Here is an 18,136-nt window from a genome sequence, read left to right on the forward strand (position 1 = left end):
AAGGGGGAGTTGATGTGGGAGAAGAAAATCGACGGCAGCCAAAGAAAAACAGTCCGCTCAGCCAAATGGAAGAGTATTTCAAAAATGCTCCCTACAACGGATTGTTAAGCTCCATCGATTCGCTTTTTCAACAGCCGATGTTCAAAAAAACGTCCATCGCGGTCGATCTGTATGAAACCCCGAATGAGTGGGTGATAGAGGCGGAAATTCCGGGAGTCAGCAAGGAAAATATCAAAATCGAACCGATGGGAGACCGTTTGAAAATCGCGGTGATCGACGATCGCGAGGCAGAAGAGACGAACGACGTCAACAATTATTACCGCAGGGAGCGGATGATTGAAGGTGTCGAACGGATTGTTCAGCTGCCGTACACAATCAAGAAAAATAGAACCAAGGCTGCTTACAGAAATGGCGTGCTCACCATCAGGGGACCAAAAGAGGCCAAGACGAGCAACCAAATCGACATTGACTAAGCAAGATGCAAGCACTTCAATTTGGAGTACCCGGATTGAAGTGCTTTTTTGAATAATCAACATGATTATTTATGCAACTTTTTTGTAAGAAAATTTTACAGGAATAAGTACAACAACAGCAGCGCATAAAGCGTTTACAAGACAGTTCTGGAATACAGGTGCAACAAAACAAAATTGACGAAATATATTGACAATAACAACAAATTTGCTATGATAAATAAAAATTCAAGTTGTTACATAAATATGGTGATGGAGACAAGTTCGATAAATGGCAGACTTCAGAGAGCTGGTGGTCGGTGGAAACCAGTGCTGCTGTTATGGAATAGCACTTCGGAATAGGCAAGCTGAAACATTAGTAGGTCTGCCCGCTTCATGCCCGTTACGCATGGCGCCAATGAAGACTGTTGGAAGACAGTGAAAAAGGGTGGTACCGCGTGAGTGATAACTTTTCGCCCCTTACCAAAATCGTAGGGGGCGGGAAGTTTTTTTAATGGGAAAATTTCCTGCTAACGAGAAGAAAAGAGAGGAGACGTAGCATGTTACCAGATCAGCATTTATTAAGAATCCCTGGACCAAGTCCCATACCGCCGAGTGTAGAGAGGGCGATGGCCCAACCGATGATTGGACATCGGGGACAGGAAACCAAGGAATTGCTCGCGACAATCCGCCCAAGGCTGAAGCCGGTGTTTGGAACGGAACAGGACGTCATGATCATTACCGGAAGTGGCACGTCGGGCTTGGAAACGGCTGTAGTGAACACCGTCGAACCAGGAGATGAAGTGTTGGTGGTGATCACCGGTGCTTTTGGCGACCGATTTGCCAAGATTTGTGAAACCTATCAAATGAGAACCCATCGGTTTGAAGTGGAATGGGGAAGTGCAGTCGATCCGGAGGAAGTAAAACAGTTCCTCGAAACCCATCCTGGCATAAAAGCGGTGTTTGCTACTTATTGTGAGACATCCACCGGTGTACTCAACCCGATAAGGGAAATAGCCAGAGCGGTTCATGCTTCGTCTGATGCACTCGTGATTGTCGATGGCGTTTCCTGTGTCGGGGGAGTGCAAACCAGGATGGATGATTGGGGGATCGATGTATTGGTCACCGGTTCCCAGAAAGCTATGATGCTGCCGGCAGGATTGACTTTCATTGCGGCCAGTGAACGGGCCTGGCAGGTCATCGAATCCAACAAACAGCCGCGCTTTTACCTGGATTTGCGCAAATATCGGGATAACCTGGAGAAAAATGCGACTCCGTTTACCCCCGGACTGTCCCTTTTGTTTGGGTTGAATCAGGTACTGAATCTTTTCGAAGAAGAAGGATTGGAAAATGTCTATGCCAGGCACCGACTGATGATGAAAATGACTAGGGAAGCGTTTCGGGCATTGGAAATTCCGTTGCTGACAAAGGATGAAGCTGCTTCGCCGACCGTCACCGCTGTAAAACCGGGGGATTTTGCGCCCGAGGATTTGCGGAAAACCGTAAAACAGAGCTTCAATCTATCGGTGGCAGGTGGACAGCAGCATCTGCAAGGGAAGATTTTCAGGGTTGGTCATATGGGATACTGCTCCCCGGCTGATGTGCTGCAAATCGTCGGTGCGATGGAAATCGGCCTACAGCAGATCGGCAAAGATATCGAATTGGGTACCGGGACAAGGGCAGCGCAGCAGGTGTATTTGGAGGAACACAAGTAGTATTGCTTAAGGATGAAGAAAAAAGAACAGGGGGTCCAATAAGGATGGCATTTCACGTTTTAATCAGTGATCCATTAAGTGAAGAAGGTATCCAGCCATTGAGAGAGGCAGAAAACATCGAGGTGACCGTCGACACCGACCTTTCCGCCGAGACGTTGGCTGATAAAATCGGCGGCTACGATGCCCTTTTGGTAAGAAGCCAGACACAGGTGACAAGGGAAATCATCAAGAAGGCTGACAATCTGAAAATAATCGGGCGGGCCGGTGTGGGTGTCGACAATATTGATTTAGAGGCGGCCACCGAGCATGGGGTCGTCGTGGTCAATGCTCCCGATGGCAACACGAACTCAGCGGCGGAGCATACGATCGCGATGCTGATGTCCCTGGCCCGCAATATTCCTCAGGCATATTATGCGTTAAAGCATAAACAGTGGGAACGCAAAAAATATGTAGGTGTCGAATTGAAAAACAAGACACTCGGTATCGTCGGTCTCGGAAGAATTGGAGCGGAAGTAGCGGCACGAGCGAAGGGACAGCGAATGAATATCATGGCTTACGATCCGTTTCTGACCGAGGAAAAAGCAGACAAAATGGGAATCGGATACGGAACACTTCCAGAAGTGCTGCAAGCGGCCGATTTTATTACGGTCCATACGCCGCTGCTCAAGGAAACCAGGCACTTGATCAATCGGGAAGCATTCCAGAAAATGAAAACCGGCGTACAAATTATCAATTGTGCACGGGGCGGCATCATCGACGAGGAAGCTTTGTATGAAGCGATATGCGAAGGAAAAGTGGCAGGGGCTGCGTTGGATGTTTTTGAAGAGGAGCCTGCCACCGACCATAAGCTGCTGGAGCTGCCACAAGTCATAGCCACTCCCCATCTTGGTGCCAGCACCGTAGAGGCGCAGGAGAACGTGGCAATCGACGTCAGCCACGACGTCGTCCAGTTCCTGAATGGCGGTTTGGCTAAAAATCCAGTCAATTTGCCATCCGTGCCAAAAGAAATCATGAATAAAATCGCTCCATACTTCGAATTGTCGGAAAAACTGGGAGTGTTTTTGACCGATTTGACAGAGGAAGTGACGGAAGAGGTGCATATCTATTATTCTGGTGATTTGACCGAAGTCGAAGTGGCTCCGCTGACGAGAAATACGGTCAAAGGTTTACTGAAGCGCCACTTGGGTGATCATGTCAACGATGTGAACGCAACATACTTTGCGGAGCGCAAGGGGATTGCCGTAAATGAACACAAAACATCCTCGACAAAAGGTTTTACCAATCTGTTGACGGTTGAAGTGAAGACCAAGTCGGGAACCCGCCAAGTATCCGGAACATTGCTGAACGGTCTTGGTGCCAGGATAGTCAAGGTCGACAATTACAGCGTCGATGTCATCCCGCAGGGACACATGGTCGTCATCCACCATAAAGACCAGCCAGGTGCAATCGGAAGAGTCGGCAGCCTGTTGGCAGAGCAGGACATCAATATCGCGACCATGCAGGTGGGGAGGTCCAATGTCGGCGGGGATGCCATCATGATGCTTACCATCGACAAACATTTGGAAAAAGAAGGCCTGAATCAATTAACCGGACTGGCAGATATCCATGATGTGACAGCCATCGATTTATAAAAAAACGGCGCAAGGCAGGTAAACTGCTTTTGCGCCTGTTTTTTTACAAGGTCTGTTAGAGTTTGGCCAAAACATCGCCAAGCTCGTCGAGGTGGGAAATTTCATAGTCTGGTACGACCTCGTCGGTCTTTTTCCCGAGTCGGTTGATCCAGACGGATTTAATCCCGGCACGGGAAGCGCCGAGAATGTCGGTCCGTAAATTATCGCCAACCATGATGGCTTCATCTTTCGTCAGGGAAAGCAGTCCCAGCGCATGTTCGAAAATCGCCGGATCAGGTTTTCCGCTCCCAAATTGGCCAGAAATGACGATATGGTCAAAATACGGGGCGATTTCCGGCGTCAAATCGAGTTTGGATTGTTGCAAATCCGGTGAACCATTGGTGAGCAGCAGTAACCGATACCTTCCTTTTAATCGGTCGAGGACGCGAAATGTTTCTTCGTATGTAAAGGGGCTGTTTTTCCTTTCCCGCGGGAATTGCTCAGCCAATTCAGCACCCAGCTGGGGATCATGGATTCCGACCGCTTCCAATCCTTTCGTCCATGCCTGCTTCCGGTAAGTCGGCATCAGTTTATTCATCTTCCGGAAGTTTTTATCATCCTCGGTAAATTCACCCCAAAGTCCTTCAAACGGGTTGATGCCGATTATTTTCGTGAAAGAATAGGTTTCATATCCTGCATAGAGCTCGCTCGCCTGCTCGCGAACTTTTTCTTCCAGAAGGTCTGGATCGACGCCATACTTCTTTGCGGCCGTGAGACAGGTTGCTCTGAATGCTTCTTCCACACTTCTTTTGTCCCAAAGCAGCGTATCGTCCAAATCAAACATGATTGCTTTCAACATTCGTTTCTCCCCCTGTAATGTTTTATTAAGCCTCTTTTCACAGACTGCGTTGCGTTTAGTTCTTTATATTCTTTATGGAAAATGCACAATGTTTGTGCAGCTTGATCTCATGCTATATAGAATGAGTGCTAACCCGGAGGTAAGGAAAAACATTTGCATTCCGTGGGGAACGCTTCAGCCAAGGTACTACCTGAACCAACTCCTTTGCTCCCTTGTAGCGAGAAAGCCAGCTACAAAGCTTAACAGAAAGACCCACTGGGCGGGCTTCAGACAGTTCCTTTCCCACTCGATGTTGTATTTTTCCTCAGATTGGAATGAGACTTAGTACCGTCTGTTTCTGAATAGGAAACTGTACAATAGCGAAGGAAATACCCGGAGACTCCTGCGGGAGAAAAGGCCTTAGAGTGAGATCCCGCAGAGCGCTAGCTCGAGGAAGCTCAACAGCCGCCCGCGGAAAGCGCAGGGTATTTCCGCAGCGCCGCATTCCAGCTCAACGAGTGAAGAATGAGAAGAATGATAGGAAGTTTTTTGATTTCATGCCACAGTTCATATGCTTCACGTAAAAAAACAAGCCTTAAAGAAAACAGCGTGTATTAAAAACAGCTTACAGCGAATATTGCCGGAAGTAAACTAGTAGTAGAAAAAAAGAAAGTAGGCGCCACTTGTCATCAACCATGGCGAAGAGGTAGTTTAATTTGTAAAAACACCCATTTTTCGTTTATAATCAGTTAGTGGAATTATGAATGAAACGGTGTTTTCCGGTCTAAAAGCGGAAAGCGAACCCGTTCCTGATAAGACAGAAAAGCACAGCGCTTGAGCTGTGCTTTTTCTTACAAAGGTGAACAGAAGCTGGTTTCAGCGCCCTCTGTACAGCCGTGTTATCATGGAAGAATAACCGAATTAGGATTAGAGGTGCCGCCATGACATCGCAAAACGTCATAAAAGAGGGAGCTATCGCAGCTGTCCTTTATTTACTGTTAATGTTTCTTACACTTTTCGTGCCAATCATCGAAATTGTGACCTTGTTTCTACTCCCCGTTCCAGTACTAGTATTTGCTGCGAGATTCGGGGGAAAACGGGCTGCCGGTTTATTCGTACTTCTGGCACTAGCTTCGTTTCTGTTTTTGACCTACTATTCACTTCCGCTTGTGCTTCTGACAGGAATCGGCGGATTGATGACCGGGATTGCGATCCATCAACGGCTCACTGCCTATGAAACATGGGCAAGGGGAACCGTCGGATTCGTGATAGGTCTCTTGCTGACTTTTTTGGCGGTCCAAGGCATGTTTCAAATCAATATCGTCCAGGAAATGAACCAGGCGATCAATGACTCGATTGTCCAAAGCCAGGCAATGCTGAAAGACTTGGGTATGGCCTTCAATCAGGAAGATGTCGATGCATTGCTGGAGCAAATGCGTCAAATCGTCAATTTGCTGCCGGTGATTTTAGTGGTGATGGCGCTGGTATTAGGATTAGCCAGTCAATGGATCGGATACAGGATCATCGGGCGGCTGGATAAAACGAAACTGCGTTTTCCGCCATTCAGGCAGTTCCAGCTCCCGGTCGGCCTGGTATGGATCTACTTCGCAGCCCTGGTCGTCACGTGGGTGAGCGGTGATCCGGACAGCATCTGGCATATAGGCGCTGTCAATGTCACCAATCTTGCCGGACTGCTGGTTGCTTTGCAGGGGCTGTCTTTGGTTTTCTTTTACGTTCACCAGAAAGGAATGTCGGTGGCAGTACCAATTATTGTTATCGTCTTAACCGTTCTTTTTCCTTTCATAGGACTGTATCTTCTGCGAATCTTAGGTATAATTGATTTAGGCTTCTCGTTGAGGAACCGGATCAATTTTGATAAAAAATAAGCTCGGAAAAGGGTTTAGGAGCTGACTTTCATGCCAGAATTATTTAAAAAGCCGACAATAGGGAGTCATTTATGGTTCATATACATTTTGTCCCTGGTGTTTTTGGGGATGCTTTGGTATTACCAATGGATGCTCGGCTTGATTATGACAGTATTCCTGGCTGCTTCGCTGTACTACAGTTACAGACAGGAACAGCTGATGATCAACGAAACAGAAGAATATATCTCGACGCTTTCCTACCGTGTCAAGAAGGTAGGCGAAGAAGCCCTTCTCGAGATGCCGATCGGTATTGTGCTATATAGTGAAGATTTCACCATTGAATGGACCAATCCATACATGAACAGGCTGAAGGAGGAAGACTCCCTTGTCGGGAAGTCGTTGAATGAGCTATCCGATGACCTCATATTAAAGGTGAAGGAAGACAATAACGAAATCTGGTTGTCGATGGGTGATTACAAGTTTCAAATAATGATCAAAAAAGAAGAGCGGCTGCTGTACTTTTTTGACCAGACGAGACAGACCGAAATCCAAAACCTTTACCATAATGAACAATCCGTCCTGGGTATTATCTTTCTGGACAATTACGAAGAAATCACACAGGCAATGGATGATACGGCCAAAAGCCAAATCAATTCAAAAGTAACGTCGATTTTGAACGAATGGTCGAACGATTATGGCATCTATCTGAAAAGAATTTCCCAAGAACGTTTCTTGGCTGTGATGAACCAGCAGATTCTCAACCAGCTGGAAAAAACCAAGTTTGAAATACTGGATGAGGTACGCGAGTTGATTTCCGATAAAAACGTTCCGCTGACACTGAGTATCGGAGTGGGGCTCGGCGGTGTGTCCTTGCCGGCACTCGGCGAACTCGCACAATCGAGCCTTGATCTTGCTCTTGGACGCGGCGGCGACCAGGTCACGATCAAAGATGAAAATGGGAAGGTCCGCTTCTATGGCGGAAAAACCAATCCGATGGAGAAACGGACCAGAGTCCGCGCCAGGGTGATTTCCCATGCGATGACAGAACTCGTCCGGGAAAGCGACAAAGTACTGATCATGGGGCATAAAGCGCCGGATATGGACTCAATCGGGGCAGCGATCGGTATCTTGAAGATCGCCCAGGCAAGTGATGTGGAAGGCCGGATCGTCATGGATCCGGATGATGTCAATACGGGAGTACAGCGGATGGTCGAGGAAATCAACGGAAACGAAGAACTCCGGTCCTACTTCATGGATCCCGATACGGCGTTGGACACGGTGACGAAAAACACGCTGCTCGTCATCGTCGATACGCACAAACCATCCATGGTGGCTGAAGAAAAACTGCTCAGCAAAACGGAGCATGTCGTCGTTATCGATCACCACCGCCGGGCGGAGGAATTTATCAACCACCCGACACTCGTCTATATGGAACCATATGCCTCTTCTACAGCAGAGTTAGTGACGGAATTGCTGGAATACCAGCCGAAAAACCTCAAGCTGAGTATGCTGGAATCGACAGCATTGCTGGCAGGAATCATTGTCGATACGAAAAGCTTTACCTTGAGGACGGGATCCCGTACGTTTGATGCTGCTTCCTACTTGCGCTCAAAGGGAGCGGACACCGTATTGGTGCAGAAGTTCATGAAAGAAGACTTGGATATTTACGTCAAACGCAGTCGTTTGATAGAGCATACGCAAATCTATCGCAACGGCATCGCCATCTCTACAGGAGATCCGGGGGAAACCTTCGGGCCTGTCGTGATTGCCCAGGCTGCCGATACGTTACTGACGATGAGTGGAATTGTCGCCTCGTTCGTCATTTCTGAACGGGAGGATAAACGGATCGGCATCAGTGCCAGATCGCTTGGTGACGTCAACGTTCAGGTGATCATGGAACGGATGAATGGCGGCGGCCATCTCACCAACGCTGCTACCCAGCTGGATGATTCCTCTGTAGAGGATGCAACAGAACAGCTGAAAGCAATTATAGATGAATATTTTGAAGGGGGAGCTGAAGAATGAAAGTAATTTTCTTGAAAGATGTTAAAGGAAAAGGAAAAGAAGGCGAAGTGAAGAATGTTTCGGACGGATATGCCCGCAACTACCTGTTGAAAAACAATCTCGCGGTCGAAGCGACCACCGGAAATATGAAAGCATTGGAAGCGAAAAAGAACAAAGAGAAAGAAAAAGAACAGAACGAAATAGAAGAAGCTAAACAATTGAAGCAAAAGCTGGAAAATCTGACCGTGGAATTGACGGCGAAATCAGGAGAAGGCGGACGTCTATTCGGCTCGATCACCAGTAAGCAAATTGCCGAAGAATTGAAAAAAAGTCATCAAATCAAGATCGATAAGCGGAAAATCGAATTGGATGAACCGATTCGGGCGCTAGGCTATACCAACGTACCGGTGAAAGTGCATCCGGAAGTATCCGGAACCGTTAAAGTACACGTGAAAGAAGCCTGAAAACCTTTTGCCGCATCGAATCAACCGCACCATGAATAGTCACCAAAGAAGGGGCTGTCCGCCGGGTAAGGCGGCAGCTCGCTTCCTTTTCCATTTAAAGGAGGAAAAGATGCTGTATGAATGAACAATGGACCGATCGGACGCCGCCGCACAACATCGAAGCTGAACAAGCCGTTCTTGGGGCGGTTTTTTTAGAGCCAGAGGCGTTATCAAGGGCTGCGGAAATTTTGCTCCCGGATGATTTTTACCGTGCGGGCCACCAGCGGATATTCGGAGTGATGACCAGCCTGTCTGATAAAGGGGAACCAATTGATCTGGTTACGGTCACTACGGCTTTGTCCAATGCGAAAATTTTGGATGAAGTAGGCGGGGTCTCGTATTTAAGTGATTTGGCAAACTCTGTACCTACTGCCGCCAATATCGAGTATTATAGTAGAATCGTAGAAGAAAAGGCGCTTTTGCGGAGACTGATCCGGACTGCGACAGATATCGTCACCGATAGTTTTTCCAAGGAAGACGAAGTCGCCGATGTCTTGAATGACGCGGAAAAAAGCATTTTGGAGGTTTCCCAGCGAAACAATTCAGGTGCCTTCAAAAATATCAAGGATGTTCTGATCGATGTCTATGACAATATTGAACAGCTCCAGCAAAATGATGGATCTGTAACCGGAATACCTACCGGGTACCGGGACCTGGATCAGATAACCTCAGGATTTCAGCGGAATGATTTGATCATCATTGCAGCGCGTCCATCGGTGGGTAAAACGGCATTCGCTTTGAACATTGCCCAGAACGTCGCCATTCATGCGAGCGAAAATGTCGCTATCTTCAGTTTGGAGATGGGGGCGGATCAACTGGTTTCCCGTATGCTTTGCGCCGAAGGAAACATCGATGCCCAGCGGCTCCGTACAGGGAAAATGGAGGCCGAAGATTGGAGCAAACTGACCATGGCAATGGGCAGTCTTTCCAATGCCGGCATCTACATCGACGATACACCGGGTATCCGCGTCAGTGAAATCCGCAGTAAATGCAGAAGGTTGAAGCAGGAACACGGGCTAGGCATGATCTTGATTGACTATCTGCAGCTGATTCAGGGAAACGCCAATTCCAAGGAGAATAGACAGCAGGAAGTATCGGAAATTTCCCGTTCCTTGAAAGGATTGGCACGGGAATTGAACGTACCGCTGATTGCCTTGTCCCAGCTTTCCCGTGGCGTAGAATCCCGTCAGGACAAGCGACCGATGATGTCTGACTTGCGGGAATCCGGAAGTATCGAGCAGGATGCCGATATTGTCGGTTTCCTTTATCGTGATGACTATTATGACCAGGAATCAGAAAAACAAAACATCATTGAAATCATTCTGGCCAAACAGCGTAACGGTCCCGTGGGAACCGTAGAGCTCGCGTTTGTGAAAGAGTATAACAAATTCGTCGACTTGGATCATCGTTACCAGGAAAGCGACATACCGCCAGTCGGCGCAGCTGGCGGCTAAGACAGAAGAAGCCTGGGAGAAAAGCATCGTTACCAAAATATAAGCCGAACGATTCTACTAATCTTGTTTTCTGTGGAAATCAGAGCAAAAAGCATAGCGCTAAGAAGCGCACATCAATCAACAGGTTAAAAGCAAGCTCGAACACACAAATAAAAACCGAGCGAATTTGATTTGCATTTCAAATTCGCTCGGTTTTTTGCTTTGGTTGCCATGCTTTTACCCCACCGTGCGGCAAGACACTAGCCTTCCGAAAAGCAAAGCACGGAGGAAGAGGGGTCAGTCCCCATCGTTTTAGCATGGAGGTGGGGACTGACCCCAAATTTTACGAACGAAATCGTTGTTTTTGTAAATAATGTTCGTATATTTCATTGACATTGTAAATGGGGATTGATAAACTTACTGTGTTATGCACATAGTAATTATAATTCAATTGGCGGAGGTGCCTATATGTCCTCAGTAGTTGTAGTCGGAACCCAATGGGGCGATGAGGGTAAAGGTAAAATTACAGATTTTCTATCACAAAATGCAGAGGTTGTGGCCAGATATCAAGGCGGCAACAATGCTGGACATACAATCAAGTTTGACGAAATCACGTATAAGTTGCATTTGATTCCTTCGGGGATTTTCTTCGACGATAAAATTTGCGTGCTTGGCAACGGCATGGTCATCGATCCGAAGGCGTTAGTCGAAGAGCTGCAATACTTGCATGATAAGGGCGTATCTACCGATAATCTGCGCATCAGCAATCGGGCGCATGTCATCCTGCCGTATCACTTGAAGCTGGATGCCCTGCAGGAGGAAGAAAAAGGCGCCAACAAAATCGGAACGACCAAAAAAGGCATCGGTCCTGCTTACATGGACAAAGCAGCCCGTGTCGGTATCCGGGTTGCCGATTTACTTGATAAAGAAGCGTTTAAAGAAAAGCTCGAACAAAACCTGAGGGAGAAGAACCGATTGTTCGAAAAGGTGTATGAAACAGAATCCATCGCTGTGGAAGACATCCTGGATGAATACTATGAATATGGCCAACAGGTTAAAAAATATGTTTGTGACACATCGGTTGTCTTGAATGAAGCGTTGGACGAAGGACGTCGCGTGCTTTTTGAAGGGGCGCAAGGGGTCATGCTCGATATCGACCAGGGAACCTATCCATTCGTCACCTCTTCCAACCCGATTGCGGGAGGCGTTACGATCGGCTCTGGTGTCGGTCCGACTAAAATCAATCACGTGGTCGGTGTTTCCAAAGCTTATACAACCCGTGTCGGTGACGGTCCTTTTCCGACCGAATTGCACGATGAAATCGGCGATCAAATTCGCGAAACGGGAAGAGAGTATGGCACGACCACTGGCCGTCCTCGCCGTGTCGGGTGGTTTGACAGCGTCGTTGTCCGCCATGCCCGCCGTGTCAGCGGTATTACCGACTTGTCCCTGAATTCACTGGATGTGTTGACGGGTATTGAAACGCTTAAAATTTGCACGGCTTACAAATATAAAGGCGAAACCATCCATGAGTTCCCGGCAAGCCTGAAGGATTTGGCGGAGTGTGAACCTGTTTACGAAGAACTCCCAGGCTGGACAGAGGATATTACCGGGGTAAGAAGTTTACATGAGCTTCCGGAAAATGCCCGGCATTACTTGGAGCGGATTTCCCAGTTGACCGGAATTCCATTGTCCGTATTCTCGGTAGGTCCGGATCGGACACAGACCAACGTGGTCCGCAGTGTGTACAGCTGACTGTTCATGAAATAAAACAGGAGGGAATCTCTCTGAGAATTTCTCTCTATAAAATCACCAGTGTGAAAAAACGCTGGTGATTTTTTGTTGTGGTGACTCTGGTGATATCGCTTCGATGTCCCGCTAACCTAAATGGCCCGTTTTCAATACTGCCAAGTATCGACAGGCAGGACAGATTTATGCAAAATAAACGAGTTTATTCCCGAATCACCTAAAAATTAAACCAACGGTGCCAATATTTGCCGACATATTACTCGCTTTTGTAACAAAATAGCAAAAAAATATCCATAAATAACCAATAAAATGGCGTGAAAAAGGGAAATTTTACACAAAAACGCCTATAATCACTCTGTCATAGGCGGAAATTACCAGCTTTTATACAGTTTCTTTACATCCCGGTAAAACGGTATCATCCCCCGTACTCCTATGGTAGATTAAGAGAGTGAAAAATAGATTCGGTACAGGAAACGCATTTAGGAGGACCCTGCAAATGAGGAAGATACAAGCTTTTCAGAAAGAAACGGAACGACGCCGGAACAAATGGTTCACCACAGCGGCTGCCGCTCTGGCAGGTTTTGCCCTGTCTTTTCAAGTGGTTCAGGCAGCGGATGACGAATTAGAGACCGTTTATCACGTTTATCTGGACGGGGAAAGTGTCGGAACGGTAGCGGATAAGCAAACGGTTGATGAAACCGTCGACAAGGTGCTGGCGGAGCATGAGGATGATTACAAGGGTTATTCGTTGACCCCCGGCGAAGATATTTCCTTCGTTCCAGAGAAGGTGTTTGAGCCTGTGACGGAAGAAAAGCAGGTCACCAAAACCTTGGAAGACGAAATCACCATCAATATCGATGCCTATCAATTGGTGATCGGCGATGAAAAGCTTGGATTTTTCAAAAGCGAACAAGAAGCAAAGCAGGTCCTTTCCTCTTATAAAGAGAAGTTTATCGATGCAGAAGTGCTGGAAAAGCTGGAAAAAGGCGAATCCGGCGTTTCCGTTGATGATGGCAAAACGACCGTGACAGGAGTAGAACTGTCCAAAGATGTAAAGGTATCGGAAGCAAAAGCGGAACTCGATGACATGCTGTCACAAAAACAAGGATTGGAACAGTTGGAAAAAGGGACGCTCAAGGATTCTGTCCATTCTGTAAAAGAAGGGGAAGTACTCGGTGAAATCGCCGGAAAATACGATATGGACACCGATGAACTGCTCGATTTGAATCCGGATTTAACAGAAGAATCGCTGCTGCAAATCGATCAGGAAATCCGTGTTGCCAAGCGTGAGCCTTATTTGCAGGTAATTGTTTCAGAGGAAACAGAGAAAGAAGAAGCGATTCCTTATGAAAAAGAAGTGAAAGAATCCGATTCGCTTTACAAAGGTGAAACAGAAGTCGAACAAGAAGGCGAAGAAGGCAGCAAACAAGTCCGTTATGCAGTGAAGAAAGTGAACGGACAAGTTTCCGAGGAGAAAATCCTGGAAGAAACAACGACAGAGGAACCGACGGACGAAATCGTCGTGAAAGGTACCAAGGTCGAAACTTCCCATGGAAGCGGGTCGCTGCAATGGCCGGCGGTCGGCGGCGCGATCACCAGTCAAATGGGGCAGCGCTGGGGAAAGCAGCATAAAGGAATCGACATCGCCGGTGTCAGCAATCGTTCCATTCTGGCGGCTGACAACGGGGTGGTCGTTTCGGCAGGCTTTACCAATGGCGGCTATGGAAACAAAGTCGTCATCGACCATCGTAACGGCTACCGGACGGTATATGCGCACCTGGCTTCTGTCAGCGTGAAAACTGGACAAACGGTAGCGAAAGGTAGTAAAATAGGAGTAATGGGTTCGACTGGTGATTCCACCGGAGTCCATCTACATTTTGAAGTATATAAGAACGGGGCATTGCAGAACCCGGCCAATCTTTTTTAATAGAATACAAATTTTCCACTTACCAAAACAATGCGGCCCTTGTCAAAATGATGACAAGGGCTTTTGTACAGGATAGAATGTGGCAGGCCGGGCACTCCCCGCTTTCATCGGGAAAAAGGACAGACAATGCAAAGTACGTTAAAATAAACCTAACAAAGAAACGAGAAAAGGATGTGGCGTCATGAGTCAAAAGATTCTAGTGGTAGACGACGAAAAACCGATTGCAGATATTTTGAAGTTCAACCTGGAAAAAGAAGGTTATCAGGTCGTATGTGCCTATGATGGGGACGAAGCCATCGAACTGACCAACAAAGAAAACCCGGATTTATTGTTGCTCGATATCATGCTTCCGAACAAGGATGGCAATGAAGTCTGCCGGGAAGTCCGCAAAAACCATACGATGCCGATTATCATGATTACTGCCAAGGATGCCGAAATCGACAAAGTGCTCGGCCTCGAGCTGGGTGCGGACGATTATGTGACCAAGCCTTTCAGCAACCGGGAAGTGATTGCCAGAGTCAAAGCGAATTTGCGCAGGCAGCAAGTGGTTCCGGAGGACAACAGCCGGGCCAATAAAGATATCGCGATTGGCAGCCTGGTGATCCATCCGGACGCTTATACAGTGACGCGGGACGGCGACCAGGTGGAATTGACCCACCGTGAATTTGAACTGCTTCACTACTTGGCAAGACATATCGGCCAGGTCATGACCCGTGAACATCTGTTGGAAACGGTATGGGGCTATGATTATTACGGAGATGTCCGCACAGTCGACGTGACGGTACGCCGTCTGCGGGAAAAAATCGAAGACAACCCGAGCACGCCGGTTTGGATCGTGACCAGAAGAGGTGTCGGCTATTACCTGCGCAACCCTGAACAGGAGTAATGCTATATGAAGAAGGTCGGTTTTTTCCAGTCGATCCGATTTAAAATTGTCCTTATCTATATTTTGCTGTTGTTATTGGCAATTCAAGTGATTGGATCTTATTTTGCCATCCGGCTGGAAGAAAATTTAAAAAAGAATCTCAACGATACGATCGAAGAACGGATCGAAGGGTTAAGTTATTATTTGGAACAGGCTTTTCAGAAGGAACGAAGCGACGATGAAGAAGGCCCGACCTTGCAGGAGGATGTCCAAAACATTCTCAACCGGGTCGACAGCAGTGTTTTTTCCACCCTACAGGTATTGGACAGGCAGTATCGGGTGCTCGGCGCCAAAAATGAAATATCCAGCAATATTGTCGGCAGCCGGAAGACCGGAGATCCGCGAATCACCCGGGCATTGATTTTCGGTGTGGAAGAAAACAGCACGATGCGTGACCCGGAGACCAATAAGCGGATGAAGGTGCGTGTTTTACCGATAGGAGGCGAAGAGGATCCAGACGGGATTCTTTATTTGGAAGCGTCGATGGAAGACGTTTACGACCAAATGGGAAACATCAACGATATTTTTGCCAAAGGAACCGTGATCGCCATCGCCATTTCCATCGTCTTGGGAATCTTGGTCGCGCGTACGATCACCAAACCGATAACCGAAATGCGGAAACAGGCAAAAATCATGTCCACCGGAGACTTTTCCCAAACGGTCAACGTATATGGCACCGATGAAATCGGTCAGCTGGCAATGACCTTCAATGATATGAATGACAAATTGAAGCAGGCCCATAACACGACCGAGGGAGAACGCCGCAAATTGAGTTCCGTCTTGTCCAACATGTCGGACGGAGTCATCGCGACAGACAAAGAAGGAAAGGTCTCCTTGATGAACGAACCGGCCCTCCAGCTGATTCGCAAAGAGTTCGAAGAGGTGAAAGGCCAGCCGTTGATCGAGGTGCTGCACTTAGAAGACGAAATCGACGATGATATGCAGGCGGACACTGGATCGGTCACCATCGACTTCAGCGATGACGAGGAATTTTTCTTGATCAAAGCGAATTTCTCGGTGATCCAAGATGAAGATGGGAACTTCGGCGGCTTTATTACCGTCATCAGCGATGTAACGGAACAGGAGAAAGTCGAGCAGGAAAGAAGAGAGTTCGTTTCCAACGTTTCGCACGAGTTACGGACGCCGTTGACGACGATGCGGAGTTACCTGGAAGCATTGACGGACGGTGCCTGGGAGGACAAAGAAATCGCTCCGAAGTTTTTGGATGTCACGCAAAACGAAACAGACCGGATGATCCGCCTGGTCAACGACTTGCTGCAGCTTTCCAAAATGGATAACAAGGCAACCGATCTTTACATGGAGCGGGTTGACTTCATTACATTTTTCCATCATATCATCGACCGGTTCGAGATGAACAAAGCCGAAGAAATCACTCTCGATCGCAGATTGCCGAATAAGGAATTTTTTGTGTGGATGGATAAAGACAAATTGACCCAGGTGGTCGACAACATCATTTCCAATGCGATTAAGTACTCACCGGACGGCGGCCGGATCACCTTCCGGGTGGACAACAACCGCAACAGACTGACAGTGTCGATCGCCGATCAGGGCATGGGAATCGCCCAGGAAAAGGTTGACAAAATCTTCGACCGGTTCTACCGGGCTGACAAGGCCCGTTCCCGGAACCTTGGCGGGACAGGGCTCGGCCTGGCGATTGCCAAAGAAATCATCGAAGCCCACCATGGTCACATATGGGCGGAAAGCAAGGAAGGCAAGGGGACGACCGTCCATTTCACATTGCCGCTTATCAAAAGAAGCGGAGGTGACAAACGATGAGGCTCGAAATGATCAAGACATTGGGCTTGTCGGCATTGATTGTGGCCAGCTTGCTGCTGACCCTGGGGATTTGGAATTACAAGCCGAATTACGATGAGACGGAAAACGTGGAAAGCAATTATACCGATGAACCACTGGAAGCCGGCCAGGAGGAAACCAAAAAGAGTGTCATAGAACCGTCGAAAGTCATTTTCCAGACAAATGGCACGTTCTCTTCCTTTGAAAACCAGGACGACCAGGAAGCTTTTTATCAGGGAATGCAAGAATGGTCACTTGCCGGCTTTAATCAAGGCATCCAAACCGACCAGGAATTGCCTGACAGTGATGAGTATACCGCCCAGCTGATATTTCCTTTAGAAGTGCCGGCTGGATCGATAAGGGACTTGTTTTCACTGGAAGAGAACTCCGTCAATCAAGTACAACGGGGTTCGTTCGACCGGATCTTTCTGAAGGAAAACAACCGTGGTACCGTCGAATTGGTATTTTACAACACGGAAGCAAAGATGAGCATGGAGGCAGAGGTACAGAGTGCCGGTGCAGCCGATATGCTGGCTCAATATGTCGATATGGACGATAAAATTACTTATATCGAGTATGCAGAAAATGCCGGGGCACCGATTTACATCCCGCAAGAGGAACCGGAAATAAACGATCTGACTTTTTCGGTCGATACGTTTACGACCTTCGCCGATCTGGATCCGCTGCTCAACAACTTGTTTACAGACCGGGAAGTGTTGACATCGAACCCGATGGAGGGCGGCGGCAAGTCATACTCGGACGGCATCCGGGAGCTCCGGGCCTATGAAAACGAGAAATATATGGAGTATATCAATCCTCTGCCGGAAAACCGTACGATCGAGGGCACGGAACTGGTCAACCAAACAATCAATTTTCTCAATGCCCATAGAGGCTGGACCAACTCTGCCAACGATGAATATCAGCTTTACAATATGAACGTGCAGCGGAATGAAGTGACGTACCGGCTTGTCTATAACGAGTATCCCGTCTTCGGTCAGAACGATAAGCAGGCGACCATACAGATAACCTGGCGCAACCAGCCTTACAAGTATGACCGTCCGTTGTTCAAATTGGGCGAGGCGTTTGATTATGGCGAACCGCCTGATTTACCGAGCGGTATGGAAATCGCGGATTATCTGGAAGATACCAAAGGCAGCAGCAGTATTAAGGATATCGCCCTCGGTTACAAATTGATCGACGAAGGCATATCGGTCCGGCTGATGCCGGCCTGGTTCAAGCAGGACAGTACCGGCTGGAGCGAGCTGGATTTAAGCGAAATGTCCGGTTTGGGGGAGGGATAAGC

At 47.8% G+C, this 18,136-nt stretch carries 13 protein-coding genes and 1 other annotated feature; of the genes, 12 read left to right on the forward strand and 1 reads right to left on the reverse strand.

The genetic code is table 11. The features are described 5' to 3' along the window. Positions 1–14 precede the first annotated feature (14 nt). The 3 genes from ABVF09_RS06680 to serA all read left to right on the forward strand — a co-directional run bounded on the left by ABVF09_RS06680 (position 15) and on the right by serA (position 3,795). Positions 15–473, forward strand: a complete 459-nt coding sequence (locus ABVF09_RS06680) for an Hsp20/alpha crystallin family protein (protein WP_026568898.1) — start codon at positions 15–17, stop codon at positions 471–473. A 237-nt stretch (positions 474–710) separates the two neighbouring features. Then, positions 711–933: a binding site (T-box leader), on the forward strand. 76 nt (positions 934–1,009) lie between these two features. After that, positions 1,010–2,164 carry a pyridoxal-phosphate-dependent aminotransferase family protein gene (locus tag ABVF09_RS06685; RefSeq protein WP_026568897.1) on the forward strand — a complete coding sequence of 385 codons (1,155 nt, stop codon included), beginning with the start codon at positions 1,010–1,012 and terminating at the stop codon, positions 2,162–2,164. A 44-nt stretch (positions 2,165–2,208) separates the two neighbouring features. Further along, complete coding sequence (gene serA / locus ABVF09_RS06690; protein WP_026568896.1) at positions 2,209–3,795, forward strand: phosphoglycerate dehydrogenase; 1,587 nt, start codon at positions 2,209–2,211, stop codon at positions 3,793–3,795. Positions 3,796–3,850: 55 nt separating this feature from the next. Here the strand turns inward: serA and ABVF09_RS06695 are convergent, their stop codons facing one another. Further along, entirely contained in the window at positions 3,851–4,633 is a 783-nt protein-coding gene (locus ABVF09_RS06695; RefSeq protein WP_371068813.1) for an HAD family hydrolase, read from the reverse strand. Positions 4,634–5,553: 920 nt separating this feature from the next. On the opposite strand from ABVF09_RS06695, the gene ABVF09_RS06700 reads away from it, so the two are divergent. The 9 genes from ABVF09_RS06700 to ABVF09_RS06740 all read left to right on the forward strand — a co-directional run bounded on the left by ABVF09_RS06700 (position 5,554) and on the right by ABVF09_RS06740 (position 18,134). Then, complete coding sequence (locus ABVF09_RS06700; RefSeq protein WP_371068814.1) at positions 5,554–6,498, forward strand: YybS family protein; 945 nt, start codon at positions 5,554–5,556, stop codon at positions 6,496–6,498. 30 nt (positions 6,499–6,528) lie between these two features. Beyond that, positions 6,529–8,502 carry a DHH family phosphoesterase gene (locus ABVF09_RS06705; RefSeq protein ID WP_026568892.1) on the forward strand — a complete coding sequence of 658 codons (1,974 nt, stop codon included), beginning with the start codon at positions 6,529–6,531 and terminating at the stop codon, positions 8,500–8,502. Beyond that, on the forward strand, positions 8,499–8,945 hold the full coding sequence (gene rplI / locus ABVF09_RS06710; protein WP_026772071.1) for a 50S ribosomal protein L9: 447 nt from the start codon (positions 8,499–8,501) through the stop codon (positions 8,943–8,945). Before ABVF09_RS06705 ends, rplI begins: the two co-directional genes overlap by 4 nt. A gap of 116 nt (positions 8,946–9,061) precedes the next feature. Continuing rightward, a complete protein-coding gene (dnaB, locus tag ABVF09_RS06715; protein WP_026568890.1) occupies positions 9,062–10,438 on the forward strand; it encodes a replicative DNA helicase in 1,377 nt (458 codons plus the stop codon). A gap of 447 nt (positions 10,439–10,885) precedes the next feature. Next, entirely contained in the window at positions 10,886–12,172 is a 1,287-nt protein-coding gene (locus tag ABVF09_RS06720) for an adenylosuccinate synthase (RefSeq protein WP_026568889.1), read from the forward strand. A 490-nt stretch (positions 12,173–12,662) separates the two neighbouring features. Then, complete coding sequence (locus ABVF09_RS06725) at positions 12,663–14,093, forward strand: peptidoglycan DD-metalloendopeptidase family protein (RefSeq protein WP_371068815.1); 1,431 nt, start codon at positions 12,663–12,665, stop codon at positions 14,091–14,093. Positions 14,094–14,274: 181 nt separating this feature from the next. Next, a complete protein-coding gene (yycF, locus tag ABVF09_RS06730) occupies positions 14,275–14,979 on the forward strand; it encodes a response regulator YycF (RefSeq protein WP_026568888.1) in 705 nt (234 codons plus the stop codon). 6 nt (positions 14,980–14,985) lie between these two features. Then, a complete protein-coding gene (walK, locus tag ABVF09_RS06735; RefSeq protein ID WP_371068816.1) occupies positions 14,986–16,815 on the forward strand; it encodes a cell wall metabolism sensor histidine kinase WalK in 1,830 nt (609 codons plus the stop codon). Then, the gene (locus ABVF09_RS06740; protein ID WP_371068817.1) at positions 16,812–18,134 is read left to right on the forward strand and encodes a YycH family regulatory protein; all 1,323 of its coding nucleotides are present in this window, start codon (positions 16,812–16,814) and stop codon (positions 18,132–18,134) included. The genes walK and ABVF09_RS06740 overlap by 4 nt, the downstream gene beginning before the upstream one ends. Positions 18,135–18,136: the final 2 nt, after the last annotated feature.

The organism is Sediminibacillus sp. JSM 1682029 (assembly GCF_041366435.1).
GTDB lineage: Bacteria > Bacillota > Bacilli > Bacillales > Amphibacillaceae > Sediminibacillus > Sediminibacillus terrae.

Coding starts and splice junctions, on each gene's coding strand:
- yycF (WP_026568888.1), top strand. CDS start 14,275: ATGAGTCAAAAGATTCTAGTGGTAGACGACGAAAAACCGATTGCAGAT.
- serA (WP_026568896.1), top strand. CDS start 2,209: ATGGCATTTCACGTTTTAATCAGTGATCCATTAAGTGAAGAAGGTATC.
- ABVF09_RS06705 (WP_026568892.1), top strand. CDS start 6,529: ATGCCAGAATTATTTAAAAAGCCGACAATAGGGAGTCATTTATGGTTC.
- walK (WP_371068816.1), top strand. CDS start 14,986: ATGAAGAAGGTCGGTTTTTTCCAGTCGATCCGATTTAAAATTGTCCTT.
- ABVF09_RS06695 (WP_371068813.1), bottom strand. CDS start 4,633: ATGTTGAAAGCAATCATGTTTGATTTGGACGATACGCTGCTTTGGGAC.
- dnaB (WP_026568890.1), top strand. CDS start 9,062: ATGAATGAACAATGGACCGATCGGACGCCGCCGCACAACATCGAAGCT.
- rplI (WP_026772071.1), top strand. CDS start 8,499: ATGAAAGTAATTTTCTTGAAAGATGTTAAAGGAAAAGGAAAAGAAGGC.
- ABVF09_RS06725 (WP_371068815.1), top strand. CDS start 12,663: ATGAGGAAGATACAAGCTTTTCAGAAAGAAACGGAACGACGCCGGAAC.
- ABVF09_RS06740 (WP_371068817.1), top strand. CDS start 16,812: ATGAGGCTCGAAATGATCAAGACATTGGGCTTGTCGGCATTGATTGTG.
- ABVF09_RS06720 (WP_026568889.1), top strand. CDS start 10,886: ATGTCCTCAGTAGTTGTAGTCGGAACCCAATGGGGCGATGAGGGTAAA.
- ABVF09_RS06685 (WP_026568897.1), top strand. CDS start 1,010: ATGTTACCAGATCAGCATTTATTAAGAATCCCTGGACCAAGTCCCATA.
- ABVF09_RS06700 (WP_371068814.1), top strand. CDS start 5,554: ATGACATCGCAAAACGTCATAAAAGAGGGAGCTATCGCAGCTGTCCTT.